At 68.1% G+C, this 17,055-nt stretch carries 11 protein-coding genes and 1 tRNA gene; 7 read left to right on the top strand and 5 right to left on the bottom strand.

Annotated elements, in window-relative coordinates:
• Positions 1-2: 2 nt before the first annotated feature.
• The 6 genes from nadA (at position 3) to BJQ94_RS05035 (ending at position 8,748) form a co-directional block, all read left to right on the top strand.
• On the top strand, positions 3-1,334 hold the full coding sequence (gene nadA / locus BJQ94_RS05060) for a quinolinate synthase NadA (protein WP_265399550.1): 1,332 nt from the start codon (positions 3-5) through the stop codon (positions 1,332-1,334).
• Positions 1,335-1,336: 2 nt separating this feature from the next.
• Positions 1,337-2,989: an L-aspartate oxidase gene (nadB, locus tag BJQ94_RS05055; RefSeq protein ID WP_265399549.1), complete on the top strand. Its 1,653-nt coding sequence runs from the start codon at positions 1,337-1,339 to the stop codon at positions 2,987-2,989.
• The gene (gene nadC, locus BJQ94_RS05050; RefSeq protein WP_265399548.1) at positions 2,983-3,858 is read left to right on the top strand and encodes a carboxylating nicotinate-nucleotide diphosphorylase; all 876 of its coding nucleotides are present in this window, start codon (positions 2,983-2,985) and stop codon (positions 3,856-3,858) included. The genes nadB and nadC overlap by 7 nt, the downstream gene beginning before the upstream one ends.
• A gap of 34 nt (positions 3,859-3,892) precedes the next feature.
• Positions 3,893-5,035 carry a cysteine desulfurase family protein gene (locus BJQ94_RS05045; RefSeq protein WP_265399547.1) on the top strand — a complete coding sequence of 381 codons (1,143 nt, stop codon included), beginning with the start codon at positions 3,893-3,895 and terminating at the stop codon, positions 5,033-5,035.
• Positions 5,036-5,248: 213 nt separating this feature from the next.
• On the top strand, positions 5,249-8,002 hold the full coding sequence (adhE, locus tag BJQ94_RS05040; RefSeq protein ID WP_265399546.1) for a bifunctional acetaldehyde-CoA/alcohol dehydrogenase: 2,754 nt from the start codon (positions 5,249-5,251) through the stop codon (positions 8,000-8,002).
• Positions 8,003-8,382: 380 nt separating this feature from the next.
• On the top strand, positions 8,383-8,748 hold the full coding sequence (locus tag BJQ94_RS05035) for a hypothetical protein (protein WP_265399545.1): 366 nt from the start codon (positions 8,383-8,385) through the stop codon (positions 8,746-8,748).
• Between the two features lie 119 nt (positions 8,749-8,867).
• Here BJQ94_RS05035 and BJQ94_RS05030 read toward each other — a convergent pair.
• The 3 genes from BJQ94_RS05030 to BJQ94_RS05020 form a co-directional block, all read right to left on the bottom strand.
• A tRNA-Met gene (locus BJQ94_RS05030) sits at positions 8,868-8,941 on the bottom strand.
• Positions 8,942-9,084: 143 nt separating this feature from the next.
• Positions 9,085-11,988, bottom strand: a complete 2,904-nt coding sequence (locus BJQ94_RS05025) for a UPF0182 family protein (protein ID WP_265399544.1) — start codon at positions 11,986-11,988, stop codon at positions 9,085-9,087.
• A gap of 106 nt (positions 11,989-12,094) precedes the next feature.
• The gene (locus BJQ94_RS05020) at positions 12,095-13,201 is read right to left on the bottom strand and encodes a S16 family serine protease (protein ID WP_265399543.1); all 1,107 of its coding nucleotides are present in this window, start codon (positions 13,199-13,201) and stop codon (positions 12,095-12,097) included.
• Between the two features lie 198 nt (positions 13,202-13,399).
• On the opposite strand from BJQ94_RS05020, the gene BJQ94_RS05015 reads away from it, so the two are divergent.
• On the top strand, positions 13,400-14,704 hold the full coding sequence (locus BJQ94_RS05015; protein WP_265399636.1) for a zinc-dependent metalloprotease: 1,305 nt from the start codon (positions 13,400-13,402) through the stop codon (positions 14,702-14,704).
• Between the two features lie 59 nt (positions 14,705-14,763).
• Here BJQ94_RS05015 and BJQ94_RS05010 read toward each other — a convergent pair whose 3' ends face one another.
• On the bottom strand, positions 14,764-15,720 hold the full coding sequence (locus BJQ94_RS05010) for a sugar-binding domain-containing protein (protein WP_265399542.1): 957 nt from the start codon (positions 15,718-15,720) through the stop codon (positions 14,764-14,766).
• A gap of 91 nt (positions 15,721-15,811) precedes the next feature.
• Entirely contained in the window at positions 15,812-17,041 is a 1,230-nt protein-coding gene (locus tag BJQ94_RS05005; RefSeq protein ID WP_265399541.1) for an MFS transporter, read from the bottom strand.
• Between the last annotated feature and the right edge of the window lie 14 nt (positions 17,042-17,055).

Genomic DNA, 17,055 nt, shown 5'->3' with positions numbered 1-17,055 from the left:
ACATGACCATCGCATCGGTCGACCGCACCATCCGCCTGATCAGCACGGGCAAAACCGACGGCAGCACTTGCACGCCCGACCTCGCCGTCGACCCCTGGTACTTCGACGACAAGGCCCCCGGCTACGGCCCCGGCTCGTCGATGGGCGATGTCATCCCCACCGGCTCCCCCCGCCAGGGCGAACTGCCCGCGCGCTACCGCACCGCGTCGAACGGCGAGCTGGGCGACTGGATCCGCGCGGCGAAAGCCACCCTCGGCGACCGCGTCGTGGTGCTCGGCCACTTCTACCAGCGCGAAGAGGTGCTGCAGCACGCCGACTTCGTGGGCGACTCCTTCCAGCTCGCCGTGGCCACCCAGAGCCGGCCCGACGCCGAGGCCATCGTCTTCTGCGGCGTGCACTTCATGGCCGAGACCGCCGACCTGCTCTCCCGCCCCGAGCAGGCCGTCATCCTGCCCAATCTCGCCGCCGGCTGCTCGATGGCCGACATGGCCGACATCGACTCGGTCACCGAGTGCTGGGAGCAGCTCGAGGAGCTGTACGGCACCGAACCGGATGCGTCCGGCCGCGTTCCCGTGATCCCGGTCACTTACATGAACTCCTCCGCCGCCCTCAAGGGCTTCTGCGGCGAGCACGGCGGCATCGTCTGCACCTCCTCGAACGCCGAGACCGTGCTCGAGTGGGCCTTCGAACGCGGCCAGCGGGTGCTGTTCTTCCCAGACCAGCACCTGGGCCGCAACACGGCCAAGGCCATGGGCGTTCCGCTCGAGCAGATGCCGATGTGGAACCCGCGCAAGCCCCTCGGCGGCAACACCGAGACCGAGCTGGAAGACTCCAGGGTCATCCTCTGGCACGGCTTCTGCAGCGTGCACCGCCGTTTCACGGTGGACCAGATCGAGAACGCCCGCGCCGAGCACCCCGGCGTGCGCGTGATCGTGCACCCCGAATGCCCGATGGCCGTCGTCGACGCGGCCGATGAGTACGGCTCCACCGACTACATCGCCAAGGCGATCGCCGCCGCCCCGGCCGGCTCCACCTTTGCGATCGGCACCGAGATCAATCTGGTGCAGCGCCTCGCGGCCGAATACCCGCAGCACACCATCTTCTGCCTCGACCCGGTGGTCTGCCCCTGCTCCACCATGTACCGCATCCACTCCGGCTACCTCGCCTGGGTGCTCGAAGCCCTCGTGGGCGGCGACGGCGTGCCGGCCGAGGTGCTCAACCGCATCACGGTCGCCGACGACGTGGCCGACCACGCCAGGGTGGCGCTCGAACGGATGCTCGCGGCCAAGCCACCCGCTGCCGGCCCCGTGGCCCCCGTCCTGACCGGAGCCTGACCATGACTCGAGTGCTCGTCGTCGGCAGCGGACTCGGCGGCCTGATCGCCGCCGTGCGGGCCACCGATGCCGGCCATCGGGTGACGCTGGTCACCAAGGCCGCCCTCTCCGACAGCAACACCCGGTACGCGCAGGGCGGCATCGCCGCGGCGCTGTTCCCCGACGATTCCACCGACGCGCACATCCTCGACACCCTGCGCGCGGGCGCCGGCCTCTGCGACCCCGCCGCCGTGACGGTGTTGTGTGAGGAAGGGCCAGCCAGGGTGCGGGACCTGATCCGGTTCGGCGTCGACTTCGACCGCGACGAATCCGGCATCACCCGTGGCCTGGAGGCCGCACACTCCCGGTCCCGCGTGCTGCACGCGGGCGGCGACGCCACCGGCGCCGCCATCGAGGCCGCCCTCGTGGCCACGGTGCAGGAACGCGCCAACCGCGCCCACGCGCAGGGCGGCGACCAGATCACCATCCACGAACACACCATGCTCGTGGACCTTGTGGTGGACACCGGCCGGGTGACCGGCGCGACCCTGCTCGGCCCGAACGGAGCCCAGCACACCGTCGTCGCCGATGCGGTGATCCTCGCCACCGGCGGGGCCGGCGCGCTCTACACCCACACGACCAACCCCGCCATCGCCACCGGCGACGGCGTCGCCGCCGCCTGGCGGGCCGGCGCCACGATCGCCGACGTGGAGTTCTACCAGTTCCACCCCACCGCGTTGGCCGTGCCCGGTACCCCGCTGGTCTCCGAGGCCGTGCGCGGCGAGGGTGCCGTGCTGCTCTCCAGCACCGGCGAACGCTTCATGCCCGCCATCCACCCGGATGCCGAACTTGCGCCGCGCGACATCGTGGCCCGCAGCATCGCCGCGCAGATGACCGCGCAGGGCGGCGACCCGGTCATGCTGGATGCCACCGGCCTCGGCCGCGAACTGCTGGAGACCCGGTTCCCCACCATCACCGCCGCCTGCCTGGCCGCGGGACTGGACTGGGCACTCGAACCGATTCCGGTGGCCCCGGCCGCGCACTACTGGATGGGCGGCGTTGCCACCGATGTGTGGGGTCGTACCTCACTGCCCGGCCTCTTCGCTGTCGGCGAGGTCGCACGCACCGGAGCACACGGCGCCAACCGCCTGGCCTCGAACTCGCTGCTGGAGGCCGCGGTCTTCGCCGACAGGGCCGTGCGGGCGCTGGCGGATCCCACCGGCCGGCATCCCCTCTTCGACGACGCGACCGGCCTCGACGTCGCCGACACCGACTTCGCCGACACCGATCTCGACTCCGGGCTCGACGCCAGCAGCCCCTCCGCGGGCATGCCCGTCGACCGCAGCACCCTGCAGGGTCTGATGTGGGAGGCGGCCGGCGTGCACCGCTCCGGAGCCGGCCTGGCCGGCGCCGCCGCGACCCTGACCGGCTGGTGGGCCGTCGACCGGGCCGAGGCGTCCGTCGACGAGCTCGAGACCGGCAACCTGCTCGACCTCGGCCGCCTGATCGTGGCGGCGGCCCTCGCCCGCGAGGAATCCCGCGGCGCCCACCACCGCGCCGACTTCCCCGACAGCCGGCCGGAGCTGGCCCGGCCGCGATTCAGCCGCCGCCGGGAGTTTGCCACGCGCACCCTCGTACCCGCATCATCGTCCGCCTCGGAGGCCATCGCATGCTGACCACACACGCCATCGACACCGTCGTTCGCGCGGCCCTCGACGAAGACGCGCCCTGGGGCGACCTCACCAGCGAGATGCTGATCCCCGCCGACGCCGTCGCCACCGCTCAGCTGGTGGCCAGGGAGGCCGGCGTGTTCAGCGGCGGCGCCGTCTTCGACGCTGCCTTCCGCCTGGTCGACCCGCGTATCACGGTGCACCTGCACGTCACCGACGGCACCACCTTCGCGGCCGGCGAACTGCTCGCCGAGGCGTCCGGCCCGGCCCGCGGCATCCTGCAGGCCGAACGCATCGGGCTCAACTTCGTGCAGCGGATGAGCGGGATCGCCACGCTCACCGCGCGGTACGTCGCCGAGACCGAGGGCACCGTGGCGCGCATCGTCGACACCCGCAAGACCACGCCCGGGCTGCGCGCGTTCGAACGCCAGGCCGTGCGCGACGGCGGCGGCCACAACCACCGGTTCAGCCTGTCCGACGCCGTGATGGCCAAGGACAACCACCTCGCTGTGCTCAGCGCCGGCGGCATCGGCCTCACCGATGCGCTGTTGGCCGTGCGTGCGAAGCTCTCGCACACCACGCATTTCGAGGTGGAGGTGGACACCCTCGACCAGATCGAACCAGTGCTCGCCGCCGGCATCGACACGATCATGCTCGACAACTTCAGCCCGGGCGACCTGCGTGAGGGTGTGCGGCGGGTGGCCGGCCGCGCCATCGTCGAGGCCAGCGGCGGCGTCTCCCTCGAGACCGTGCGGCGCATCGCCGCTTCCGGGGTCGACATCATCTCGGTGGGCGCCCTCACCCACAGTGTGCGCTCGCTCGACCTCGGCCTCGACGTGGTCATCCTGCCCGAAGCCGTCTTCCCCGCGGCCTGACCGCCGCCCGCTCACCCACCGCCAGGGAGCCGCCATGATCTACCTCGACAACGCAGCGACCACACCGCTGCGCCGCGAGGTCGCCGAGGCGATCTGGCCGATCATGACCCGCGGCTTCGGCAACCCGTCCAGCCACCACCGGGTCGGTGAGGCGGCAGCCGCCACCCTCGCCGGCGCCCGCGCGCGCATCGCCAGGGTGCTCGGCTGCCGCCCCGGCGAGATCACCATCACCAGCGGCGGCACCGAGGGCGACAACCTGGCCGTCAAGGGCCTGGCCCTGGGAGCCCCGCGCGGCCGGCACATCATCACCACCGACCTCGAACACGAGGCCGTGCTCGAATCCTGCGACTACCTGCACCGGTTACACGGCTACGAGATCACCCTGTTGGCCACGGATGCCGCGGGCCGCGTCGATCCCGCCGAACTCGAGCGGGTCATCCGGCCCGATACGACCCTCGTCACCGTGCACTACGCCAACAACGAGATCGGCACCGTGCAGCCCATCCGCGAACTGGCCGCCATCGCCCGCACGCATGGCGTGCCGTTCCACACCGATGCCGTACAGGCCGCCGGCTGGCTGCCGCTGAACGTGGCCGATCTCGGCGTGGACGCGTTGAGCATCTCCGGACACAAGCTCGGCGCCCCCCAGGGCGTCGGCGCCCTCTACCTGCGCGGCCGCCTCCCGGTCGAAGCCGTATTGCACGGCGGCGGCCAGGAGCGCGGCAAACGCAGCGGCACCGAGAACGTCGCCGGATCCGTGGGCCTGGCCACCGCCCTCGACCTGGCCGAGACCGAACGCGTCGAGCTCGCGCCCCGTCTCGCCGCCCTGCGCGACGCCTTCGTGGCCACGGTCCTGGCCACCACACCCGGCGCCGCCCTCACGGGAGATCCGGTGCATCGGCTGCCCGGCCACGCGTCATTCACCTTCGCCGGAACCGGCGGCGAGGCCGTGCTGCTCGAGCTGGAACGCTTCGACATCGTCTGCTCGAGCGGTTCGGCCTGCGCCGCCGGCAGCGACGAGCCCTCGCACGTACTCACGGCGTTGGGCATCCCCGCCGACCTCGCGCAAACCGCGGTGCGCTTCACCCTTTCAGCCACCACCACGGCCGCCGATCTGGCCGAGGCCGCCGCCCGCGTGCGCGCCGCCGTCGCCGCCGTCCGCGGCCTCGCCGGCTAACCCCGCCTAACTGTTCCCGCACCGGACAATTGCGCCCGGTGCGCCGGGCGCAATTGTCCGCATGGGCACCAGTTGGCGCGGATGCGAACGGCCGCTGAACACCGCGGGAAACCCGGCGAGACGGGACCTTTGGCCCGTGTTTTAGGCGTTGCACGGTTCTATGTTTGAACCAGAGACAAAGATCCCAGATCGGGTTGTCCAGGAGGAATACTAATGACGATCACAGACCATCCAGTCGCCACTCCACTAGCTGCGCAGATCGACTCCATGGTTTCCGCGGGCTTGGTCGCGCTCAAGGAATACGCCAACTTCACGCAGGAACAGATTGACTTCATCGTCAAGAAGGCCTCCGTCGCCGCACTGTCCAAGCACGCCGAACTCGCCGTGCACGCCGTCGCCGAAACCGGCCGTGGCGTCTTCGAGGACAAGGCAGTGAAGAACCTCTTCGCTTGCGAGCACGTCACCAACTCCATGCAGAACCTCAAGACCGTCGGCATCATCAGCCGCGACGAGATCACCGGCATCACCGAGATCGCCGAGCCCGTCGGCGTCATCTGCGGAATCACCCCGGTGACCAACCCCACCTCGACCGCGATCTTCAAGTCGCTCATCGCGCTGAAGACCCGTAACCCCATCATCTTCGGCTTCCACCCGGGAGCCCAGCAGTCTTCCGTCGCCGCCGCCCGCGTCGTTCGCGACGCCGCCATCAAGGCCGGCGCCCCGGAGAACTGTATTCAGTGGATCGAGACCCCCTCGCTTGAGGCCTCCACCCTGCTGATGAACCACCCCGGCATCGCGACCATCCTCGCAACCGGTGGAAACGCCATGGTCCGCGCCGCGTACTCCTGCGGTAAGCCCGCCCTGGGTGTCGGCGCCGGAAACGTGCCCGCCTTCATCGAGAAGAGCGCCAAGCTCAAGCGTGCCGTCAACGACGTCGTGCTCTCGAAGTCCTTCGACTACGGCATGATCTGCGCTTCGGAGCAGGCCGTCATCATCGAAGAGCCGCTCTACAAAGAGGCCATGGCAGAGTTCAAGATTCTGCACACCCACCTGGCCAGCGCCGCCGAGAAGACCATGCTCGAAGAGTTCATCTTCGGTGTACAGGCCAACTCCGAGAACTGCGCCGGCGCCAAGCTCAACCCCACCGTCGTCGGCAAGTCGCCGGTGTGGATCGCCGCCCAGGCCGGCTTCACCATCCCCGAAGACACGTCGATCATCCTGGTCGAGGTTTCCGGAGTGGGACCGCACGAGCCGATGACCCGCGAAAAGCTGGCCCCGGTTCTCGCCGTCCTGCACGCCAAGGACGCCGAAGAGGGCATCTCGCTCTCCGAGCAGATGGTGGAATTCGACGGACTGGGCCACTCCGGCTCGATCCACAGTGAAAACCCCGCGATCATCGAGGAATTCGGCAAGCGCGTCAAGGCTGTCCGCATCATCACCAACGCCCCCAGCTCGCTCGGTGGCATCGGTGACATCTACAACGCGTTCATCCCGTCGCTCACGCTCGGCTGTGGTTCGTACGGACACAACTCCGTCTCGAACAACGTGTCGGCGATCAACCTGATCAACGTCAAGCGCATCGGCCGGAGGAACAACAACTTGCAGTGGTTCAAGATCCCCGCGAAGACCTACTTCGAGCCGAATGCGGTTCGTTACCTGGCCGACATGCGCGACGTCAGCCGCGTCACCATCGTGACCGACTCGACCATGACCCGCCTGGGCTTCGTCGACAAGATCCTCGACGTGCTCAACCGTCGCGAGGGTCGCGTCGCACTGCAGATCATCGACAACGTGCTCCCCGAGCCCACCGTCGCCGCAGTCGAGAAGGGCGCAGAAGAAATGCGCGCCTTCAAGCCCGACACCATCATCGCCCTCGGTGGCGGCTCGCCCATGGACGCCGCGAAGGTCATGTGGCTGCTGTACGAGCACCCGGAAATCGAATTCGCCGACATGAAGGAGAAGTTCTTCGACGTGCGCAAGCGCGCGTTCAAGTTCCCCGACCTCGGTGAGCTCGCCAAGCTCGTCTGCATCCCGACCACCTCGGGCACCGGTAGCGAGATGACCCCGTTCGCCGTCATCACCGACGACGTCACCGGCATCAAGTACCCGCTCGCCGACTACGCTCTGATCCCGTCCGTCGCGATCATCGACCCCGTGCTCACGGCCATGATGCCCTCGTTCCTCGCCGCCGACTCAGGCTTCGACGCCCTGACCCACGCCACTGAGGCGTATGTCTCGGTGTACGCGAACGACTTCACCGACGGCCTCTGCCTGCACGCGATCAAGCTGATCTTCGAGAACATCGAGACCAGCGTCAAGGGCACCATCGGCAGCACCGATGACACCGTGATCAAGGCCCGCGAGAAGATGCACAACGCCGCATCGATCTCCGGTATGGCCTTCGGTAACGCCTTCCTCGGCATAGTCCACGCCATGGCCCACGTCACCGGCGCCCAGCTGCACCTGATCCACGGCCGGGTCAACGCGACCTACCTGCCGCACGTGATCCGGTACAACGGCACCGTGCCGACCAAGCTGACCAGCTGGCCCAAGTACGAGCACTACATCGCCCCGGAGCGCTTCCAGGAAATCGCGAAGCACCTCGGCCTGCCGGCCTCGACTCCTGCCGAGGGCGTCGAGTCCTACGCCAAGGCCGTCGAGCAGCTGCGCGACAAGGTCGGCATCAAGCCGTCCTTCCAGGCGCAGGGTGTGCCGGAGGAAGACTTCATCAGCCGCCTCGACTCGCTCGCCATGGGCGCTTACGGCGACCAGTGCGCACCCGCCAACCCGCGGATGCCGATGCTGGAAGACATGAAGACCCTCATGGAAGCCGCGTACTACGGCACGTCGTTCGCTGAGGTTCGCGCTGGCCGCGCAGCCGTCGGGGACGCCGCGCTCGAGACCGGTGCAGAGGATGTCGCCACCGCCGCAGACGCCAAGAAGCCGGCCCGCAAGGCCGGCAAGTAGGCTCAACGCTCACAGCAGCATCCGTTCGACCTGCACCACATAACGGCCCCGCACTTCTGTGCGGGGCCGTTTTTGCGTCCGGTAGGGCAGGCCGTCGCCATGACGACAACGCGGTGGAGGCCGGAGTAGGGTGCGTACCAGGCCTCGGCTACGCGCGGGGCCCACATCAGGTGGGGGAACAGATGCTTCGCGGATCAACGGCGGTTCTGGCCGCAGTATTCATGCTGAGCGGTTGCGCCGCAGGCGTCCAGTCAGGGGCAACTGCCCCGTCCACTATCCCGGACACGCCAGCCGACTCTCCGGCGACCGCGAACCCGACAGTCACGCCGACCAGTGAACCGCCCACCGGCGACCTCACTATCGACCAGACCTGCGAGAACATGTTGTCAGAACCGGCCCTGGCTGACATTGCGGCGGCGGGCTGGACCCTTCAGACCGACCTGCCCGGAGGCCACAGCGGCCTCATGGCCTCGATGGTCGAACTGGGCGGGTCGAGTTGCTATTGGACCAGCGACGGGGGTGACGTCCCGTTCTGGTACGGACAGGTGGCGATGGATGAGAGCACGTGGAACGCCAAGCGAGCGGAACTTACAGCGGCCGGGTACATCGAGTCCGACGAGCCGTTCACCGCTACGCTCCTGGGCGCACGGTGGGGCGACGATAATCCGGCCCTGGTGAACAGGGACGGTGTCACCTTCTATGTCAGCCAGCCGAGCTATCTGGCCTCGGTAGCAGGACTGCAGTAGAGCAGTGACGCCGCGCTCGAGACCGGGCTCGATATGCGAAGCGGGAGCGTGGACCGGCGAAACGGAGTGGCTTAACGCAAAAGTCCCGGTCTCTTTCGAGACCGGGACTTTTGTTTCTGTTGCGGGGGCAGGATTTGAACCTACGACCTCTGGGTTATGAGCCCAGCGAGCTACCGAACTGCTCCACCCCGCGCTACAAGAACTAAGTTACCACAGTTCTACAAGCCCTTCGAATCGGCCACTCCCCCCGGGCGCGTCGCGCCTTGAACGAGAAAACGCGGGTGGTGCGACCGGGATTCCCGGTGCACCACCCGCGTTGTCAGCGGCTGCGGAGTACTACTCGCCGATGAGGGTGAGCATGCTCGCGACGGTGTCGGAGAGCTTCTTGTCTGCGACTCCGAAGGCGGCCAGGTCGTTCGCGGCCAGCGCGGCCTGCTTTTCAGCGATGGCCTCCTTGGCGGTGGCGAGCAACGACTTCAGCTGCGCATCCGTTGCCGGGTCACCGGTCTCAGTCGACGGCACCGTGGTGTCGCCACCATCCGTGGGCGTGGCCGGAGTTTCGACGGCAGGCACATCCGTATCACCGGCGTTGGCACCGGAGTCGCCCTTGAACAGCACGTTCAGAGCTGTGTCCAGGGTGTCTTCGAAGGCGATCTGGTCACCGAAGGCCACGAGGACCTTCTGCAACAGCGGGTAGCTGGTCTCACCGGTGGACTGCACGTACACGGGCTGCACATAGAGCAGTCCGCCACCGACCGGGAGGGTCAGCAGGTTTCCGTTGAGCACTGTGGACTGGCCCTGTTTGAGCAGGTTGAGTTCGGCGGAGATCGTGGGATCACCGTTGAACTTGGCCTGCACCTGGCCGGGGCCCGGCACCGTGATGTCATTCGGCAACGTCAGGAGTCTCAGTTTGCCGTAGCCATCGCTGCGTTCACCGTCCGTCGATCCCGCGTCGGCATCGGCCGCCAAATAACCCGTCAACACGTTCCGGCTGGTCTCACCCGACGCGTTCGGGATGAACGTGGAGTACAGCGAGTAGGACGGCGCATCCTGGCCGGGCATCTGCATGGTCAGGTAGTACGGCGGCTGCAGAGTGGTGTTGGTCGACGGCGACACCGGGTCGTTCGGCGTGGTCCAGGCGTCGTCCTCGGAGTAGAACGAGCCGGGATCGGTCACGTGGTACTTGCCGAGCACGGCGCGCTGCACCTTGAACATGTCGGCCGGGTAGCGCACGTGGCTCATCAGGTCGCCCGACATCTCGCTCATCGGCTCGACGGTCGACGGGAAGATCTTCTGCCAAGTCTGCAGCAGCGGGTCGTTCTCATCCCAGGCGTAGAGCGTCACGGAGCCGTCGTAGGCATCCACTGTGGCCTTGACCGAGTTGCGCATGTAGTTGATGTTGTCGAGAGCGAACGGCTGCTCGGGTGTCTCGGTGTCCGCGATCGCGTCGCTCAGGCTCACCGCGGTGGAGTACGGGTAGCTGGCCGACGTCGTGTACGCGTCGACGACCCACTTGATGCGTCCGTCAACGACCGTGGGGTACGGGTCGGAGTCGAGCGTGAGGTAGGGCGCAACCTTCTGCACCCGGGTGATCGGGTCGCGGTCGTACAGGATCTGGGACTCGTCGTTCACCGCGTTGGCGAGGAAGATCTGCTCGGACTGGAACTTGAGCGCGTAGATCAGCTTGTTGAACGGGCCGCTCAGGCTCGGTCCACCGTCGCCGGTGAAGGTCGTGTAGGTCTGCTGGGCGCCGTCTTCACCGGACGGGTAGTCCAGCTCCACGGGGTCGGTACCCTCGGGGGCTCCGACGATGGAATATGTCGGCGAGGTCTCGCCGAAGTAGACGCGCGGTTCGAATTCGCCCAACGCCCCTGAGGTGGGGATGCCGGACTCCAGGAACACGGGCTGGCCGTCGGCCGAGCGCTGGTTGCCGTAGGCGGCGACGACGCCATAGCCGTGCGTGTAGACCACGGAGGAGTTGACCCAGGTCTCGCTGCTCAGGCCGCCGAGGTCGAGGTCACGAACCGACACTACGGTGTCCTGCGACTTGCCGTCGATCGTGTACCGGTCAACGTCGAGGTTGGACGGGAACTGGTAGTACTGCTTGAACTGCTCCAGCTGGGCGAACGCGTCGCTGACCAGGGCGGGGTCGAGGATCCGGATGTTGGCCGTGGTCTCGGCGTCGGCACGCAGCGCGCCGGGCTCGGCCGTGGTCGTGGCGGTGTAAGGGATCTCTTCGACATCGGCGACACCGTAGGCGTCGCGGGTGAGGTCGATGTTGCGCTGGATGTACGGCGCCTCGAGGGTCTTGGCGCTCGGGTCCACCTGGAAGCGCTGCACGACCCAGGGGTAGAGCGAGCCGATCAGCAGGCTGCTCACGATGAGCAGGGCGGTGCCGATCACGGGCAGGCGCCAGCGACCGATGAAGGCCGTGACCAGGAACAGGATCGCGACGAACACCGCGGCTCCGGCCAGAATGGCGCGGCCGGGGATGGTGGCGCTGACGTCGGTGTAACCGGCGCCGGTGATCAGGTCGTTGGCCTGGGTGAGGGTGGAGTACTGGTCGAGCCAGATGCTCACGGCCTGCAACAGCAGGTAGATCGCGGCGGTCACGGCGATCTGCACACGGGCGGCCTTCGCCACATAGACCTCGCGGCCGGTGACGCGGATAGCGCCGTACAGATAGGACGTGGCGAGGGCGACGAGCGCCGCGATGAGTACCACGGCGGAGCTGAACGCCAGCAGCGACTGGTAGAACGGCAGGTCGAAGAGGTAGAAGGAGACGTCGAAGCCGAACTGCGGGTCGGTGGTGCCGGCATTCGTGCGGTTGAGCCACATCAAGATCGTCTGCCAGTGCGTGGCGGCGGCGACGCCGGCGAACAGGCCGAGCAGGGCGGGGATGCCGTACATGGCCAGGCGGCGCAGCGGCTCGATGACCTGCTGGTAGCGGTCAACCGACGAGTTGAGCTTGGCGTAGACGGGGCGCAGGCGGTAGGCGAGCTGGATGCTCACCCACACCGGAACGGCCATGCCGAGGAACCCGATCACGAACAGGACGGCGCCTGCGATCCACTGGGTGGTCAGGACGCTGAGGAAGCCCAGCTGGTCGAACCACAGCACGTCCGCGTACAAACCCGCGAAGATGAAGAATAAGATCACCAGCCCCGCGATTATCGCTGCCGTGATGGCTAGCGGGGCACGGCTCCGACGTGGAGCGCTTCCGGCGGATGATGTGGTCACGAATTGGCCTCTTGCTCTGATAGATCGGGGGTCAGACCCTCATTCTATGCAGCGAGTCTCTGGGCAAACCCCCAGTTCGCTGAGGGCTCACCCAGAAGCGGCCCTGCTATCCGGCCGCCGGGCAGGTGGGCAGGTCGCTCGTGTCCGCACCCGTGCGGATGGCGTCGAGCGCGGCGAGCGAGTCGTCCAGGGTGCTCACGGCCAGAACGGTCAGGCCGTCGGGGATGTGCCCGGTGACCTCGTCGCAGTTCGCCGCGGGTGCCAGGAACCAGTCCGCGCCCGCGTTCTTGGCACCGAAGAGCTTCTGGCGGATGCCGCCGATGGCGCCGACGGTGCCGGCCTGGTCGATGGTTCCGGTGCCGGCCACATCCGCCCCGCCCTGAATGGCTCCCGGAGTGAGCTTGTCGATGATGCCCAGCGCGAACATCATGCCCGCACTCGGCCCGCCGACCTTGTCGAGCTGGATTTCGACGTCGATCGGAAACTTGTAGTCGGACTTGACGTTGATGCCGAGCACCACCGAACCGTCGAGGTCCATCGGGGTTACGTCGACGCTCTGCGCGGCGCCGTCGCGGCTCAGCCCGATGGTGGCCGGCTGGTCCGCGCCGCTGGCCGTGAGGGCCTCACGCAGCGCGGTGATGTCGGCAACAGCTTCGCCGTTCACCGACTCGATCAGGTCGCCGGGCTCGATCAGGCCGGTCGCCGGCGCGTCATCGGCCAGCGACACCACGCTCAGTTCGGACGGGTAGTCGTAACCGAGGCTGGTCAGGGCCGCCGCGATGGCGTCCTGCTGGGAGTTCACCATGGCGACTTGGTTCGCCTCGTCGCGGTCCTCGGTGGTCTCGTCGGCGGGGAACACGGAGTCCATCGGCACGACGGCCTGGCTCGGATCGAGCCAGGCGGCCGCGACGGTGAGCCAGTTCAGCCGGTTGTCCGGGTTGCCGAGCACCGAGACCGTGAGCAGGTCCAGGGATCCCTCGGTGGGGTACACCGTCTCGTCCGGGATCGTGATCAGGTCGGTGTCCTTGCCCTCGTAGTCGGCTGAGCCGAGCGTGTTGTACACGGGGCCCGGCTTCTCGACCACATACGGCGACGGCACGATGGCCAGTGTCAGCCCGGTGACCAGGGCGATGCCCAGCACCACCCAGCCCGTGCGGGAGCCGCGGCGGGGTCGGCCGGGGCCTCGGGATGAATCATCGGTGAAGAGGGCCACCAGGCTCCTTATAAGGGTGAACGGGGTTCTGCGAGGTGTTCGCGACAGGCGGACACCGCAACAACCCAGCGTAGGTCATTTCCCAGTTCTGGCCGGGGTTCTCGGGCTAGCGTAGAGGCAAGCAACTGAGAGGTGCCTGAAGTGCCCGATGACTCCCGACCCGACGACGGTCAGAACCCAGAAGACGAATTCCAGGACATGCTCCGCGACATCCTGTCGGGCAAGTCCTCCATCGACCCGAGCCAGCTGGCAGGCGCCGCCGGCCTGCCCAACGACCCGGCCAGCGTTGCGGCGCTGATGAACCAGCTGCAGGGCGCCCTCCGCGCCGGCGGCGACGGCGGCGTCAACTGGGACATCGCTCTGCAGCAGGGCCAGGAGCGCGCGGCGGCGGCCCAGCACAGCACCACCCCCGCCCAGCGCGCCGAGTTGGAGCAGGCCTTCCACATCGCCGCCCTCTGGCTGGATGACGTGATCTCCGTGGCCGAACTCACCGTGGAGCCGCGGCTGATGACACGCAAGGAGTGGGTCACCGCGACCATGCCGCTGTGGAGCCAGCTGGCCGAGCCCGTGGCCACGAGCATCTCGGATTCCCTCACCAAGGTGCTCACCGAGCAGGCCCCCGAAGAGCTCAAGGGCATGCTCGCCGGCGCCAGCCAGATGATGCGCAGCCTCGGCGGCACCCTGTTCGCCATGCAGCTCGGCCAGGTTGTCGGTCAGCTCTCCAGCGAGGTCGTCTCCGGCGGCGACATCGGCATCCCCCTGTTCGGCGACCAGCAGGCCGCCCTCCTCCCCCAGAACGTCGCCGAATTCGGCGAGGGCCTGGATGTGCCCACCGACCAGGTGCAGATCTACCTGGCCGTGCGAGAGCTCGCCCACGCCCGGCTGTTCCGGCACTCCAGGTGGTTGCGCCTGCACATGATCAGCTCGATCACCGATTTCGCCCACGGCATCAGCATCGACACCGAACGGCTGGAATCGCTGGCAGAGGGCTTCGACCCGTCGAATCCGGAGGAACTGCGCGACGCCATGGTCAACGGCTCGCTGATCCCGCCGAAGACGGACGCCCAGCTCGCGGCGCTCGGCCGGCTGGAAACCATGCTCGCCCTGGTCGAAGGCTGGGTCGACGTTGTCACCGTCGAAGCCACCGCACGGCTCCCCCGGGCCGACGCGATCAACGAGACCGTCAAACGCCGCCGCGCGTCAGGCGGTCCGGCCGAGTCGGCGTTCGCCACCCTCGTGGGCCTCGAGCTGCGGCCGCGCCGTCTGCGCGAGGCGGCCGCGATGTGGCAGGCCGTGACGGATGCCGTGGGCAACGAAGCCAGGGACGCCCTCTGGGCCCACCCGGACATCCTGCCCACCGCGGAGGACCTCGACGACCCGCAGGCCCTGGTGGCCCGCCTGACGTCGACGGCCAAGGGTGAGCCGCCCGTGCTGGACGACGTCGACCAGGCCCTGGAAGACCTTCTCCGGGACGACAACCCCGACCGTCCCCACGAGGCGTAACCCCTATCCCCCTCCAGCGAGCCGTGAGTTGGGCCCCGAAAACGCGCGCGTTTCGGGGTTCAGCTCACGGCTCGCGGGCTGAGGAGGGCTTGGGCCGTATCTTCGTCGGTGATCAGGACCGTGCAGAGGCCGCTCAGGACGACGGACCTCGCTATCGCGTGTTTGCGTGGGCCACCGATGACGGCGATCGCGGTCTTGGACCGGCGCAGGTGCTCCAGCGGGATGCCGAAGGTGCGTTCGTTCAGCGCGGGGTCGACGATCTGGCCCGCACTGTCGATGAACCGGCCGACGACGTCACCGACCGCGCCCTTGCGCACGAGCTCGTCGACCTGGTCGGGCGTGAGGTAGCCGCTCTCCACGTGCGCTGAGCCGGCATCCGCCTGCCCGGCGCTGAACAGGTAGGCCGACGCGGCCGAACCCATCTCCAGCACCGCGGCGACCGAACGGTCGGTGGCGATGGCCTGTTTGGTCTCGACGCGTTCCAGAATGGCGGGGCTGGGCAACAGGGTGAACTGGCCGCCGCCCTTCTGGGCGATGCTCACGGCCGTTGCCGCCGCCGTGCCCGGCCGAGCGTTGAGGCTGACGCCGCCGTTGATCTGCACGACGTCGACCCCGCTGGCCCAGCCGGGCTTGAGCTGCACCGAGATGTCGTGCAGGGTGCGGCCCCAGCTGATCCCGAGAGTGCGCGGCACCGGGCGGAGCGCGGTGAGGTAGTCGGCGGCGGCCTGGGCGGTACGTTTCTGTAGGTCGAGTTCGTCGAGGACCCCGGCCGTGGACACGACGATGGCGTCGGTGAGGCCGGTCGACTCGCGGAGCGCTCGTTCGAGGCCGAGCCGGCGGGCACGCGGATGCACGATCTCGATCCGGATGAATCCGTTCGCCTTGGCCTGGGCCAGCAGGCGGCCGACCTTCCACCGGGTGATCCGCAGGATCGTGCCGATCTCGTCCTGGGTCTTGTCTTCTTCGTAGTACAGCTCTGCCGCCCGAATGGACAGAAGCTCGTCGATGTCGCTCATGCGTGGTGCCTTCCCGGTTGCTCCAGCGTAGGTTGCGCTTGGCGGCCGGGACAACACTCGTTGGCGATCTTGCTCACATGAGCAGAACGGGTCAGCGGCCGCGCTGTATGTCGAGGTCGTCTTCCAGCAGGTGCGGTCGGGCGATGACGGCGCCGGCCACGGAGACGGCCAACGCCGTGCAGATCAGGAAGATCAGCGGGGCCGTCCACCCGCCGGTGACCTCGTGCAGCAGGCCGACGCTGAGCGGTCCGAGCGCGCCGAGGGTGTACCCGACACTCTGCACGAAGCCGCTGAGCGCCACCGACCCGGCGTGTGTGCGGGTGCGCAGGTTGATCAGCACCAGCACCAGGGGGAACAGAAGCGGGCCGAGGCCGGCAAAGACCACCCAGAGCCAGGTCAGCGTGCCGGGGGCCAGCAGCAGCCCCAGGTCGCCGAGCAGGAACACGGCCACGCCGAGGTAGACGAGCACGGCGACGTTTTTCATCCGCGCGGTCAGCCAGGGAATCAGCAGGGCGCAGGGAAACCCCATCGCGGCATACACCGAAAGCAGTGTGCCGGCCTGAGCGGGAGTGACCCCCGCGGTGTCGATGAGCAGCTGCGGCAGCCAGGCGAACATCGCGTAGGCGTTGAGCGACGACGCCGCGAAGACCACCGCGAGAGCCCAGGCGATCGAGGAGCGCCAGATTCCGCCCATCAGGGCCGGTTCGGCTTCGTCGACGAGCGCGCCGGGAGTGACCTGCACCCGGTGCCGCACGAACATGGTCAGCCAGGGCACGAGAGCGAACAGCACGGGCAGCAGCCAGAGCCCGAGCGAGACCCGCCAGCCGGCGGCATCCGCGACCGGCACCGCGATCAGCGGCGGGAACAGGGTGCTGAGCGACAGCATCGTGACGTAGAGGGAGGTGACCAAGCCGATGCGGTCGGGGAAGTACTTCTTCACGAGCGGCGGCAGCAGCACATTGCCCACGCCGAGGCCCGCGAAGGTGACAACACTGCCGAGCAACAGCACCGGCAGCGATCCGGCGATGCCGCGGGTGAGGTGCCCGATCAGCATGGCGGTGAGCGCGAGCACGAGCACGTTCTCGAGCCCCAGCCGGCGGGTGTAGACGGGCGTGAAGATGCCGAACACGGCGAAGCACACCGGCGGCAGCATGCCGAGCACGCCGATGGCTGTCGTGCCCAGCGGGATATCGGTGGAAATCTGGCTGACGATGGGCGACAGGGCCGCCACGGCGGTGCGGAGGTTGATCGCGACGAGCACGATGCCCAGCAGCGCCAGGGTTCGCCCGGCCCACAGCGGGCGGGGCGAATTGTCTGTCACCCGGCAAGTCTAGG

This window comes from Cryobacterium sp. SO2 (assembly GCF_026151165.2).
Taxonomy (GTDB): Bacteria; Actinomycetota; Actinomycetes; order Actinomycetales; family Microbacteriaceae; genus Cryobacterium.
The sequence above is the reverse complement of the archived record's forward strand: the minus strand, read 5'-3'. Positions and strand labels throughout refer to the sequence as shown.

Excerpts from the sequence above, each read along its gene's own strand:
- nadA (WP_265399550.1), top strand. The coding sequence starts at position 3 with ATGACCATCGCATCGGTCGACCGCACCATCCGCCTGATCAGCACGGGC.
- nadB (WP_265399549.1), top strand. The coding sequence starts at position 1,337 with ATGACTCGAGTGCTCGTCGTCGGCAGCGGACTCGGCGGCCTGATCGCC.
- nadC (WP_265399548.1), top strand. The coding sequence starts at position 2,983 with ATGCTGACCACACACGCCATCGACACCGTCGTTCGCGCGGCCCTCGAC.
- BJQ94_RS05045 (WP_265399547.1), top strand. The coding sequence starts at position 3,893 with ATGATCTACCTCGACAACGCAGCGACCACACCGCTGCGCCGCGAGGTC.
- adhE (WP_265399546.1), top strand. The coding sequence starts at position 5,249 with ATGACGATCACAGACCATCCAGTCGCCACTCCACTAGCTGCGCAGATC.
- BJQ94_RS05035 (WP_265399545.1), top strand. The coding sequence starts at position 8,383 with ATGTTGTCAGAACCGGCCCTGGCTGACATTGCGGCGGCGGGCTGGACC.
- BJQ94_RS05015 (WP_265399636.1), top strand. The coding sequence starts at position 13,400 with ATGCTCCGCGACATCCTGTCGGGCAAGTCCTCCATCGACCCGAGCCAG.
- BJQ94_RS05010 (WP_265399542.1), bottom strand. The coding sequence starts at position 15,720 with ATGAGCGACATCGACGAGCTTCTGTCCATTCGGGCGGCAGAGCTGTAC.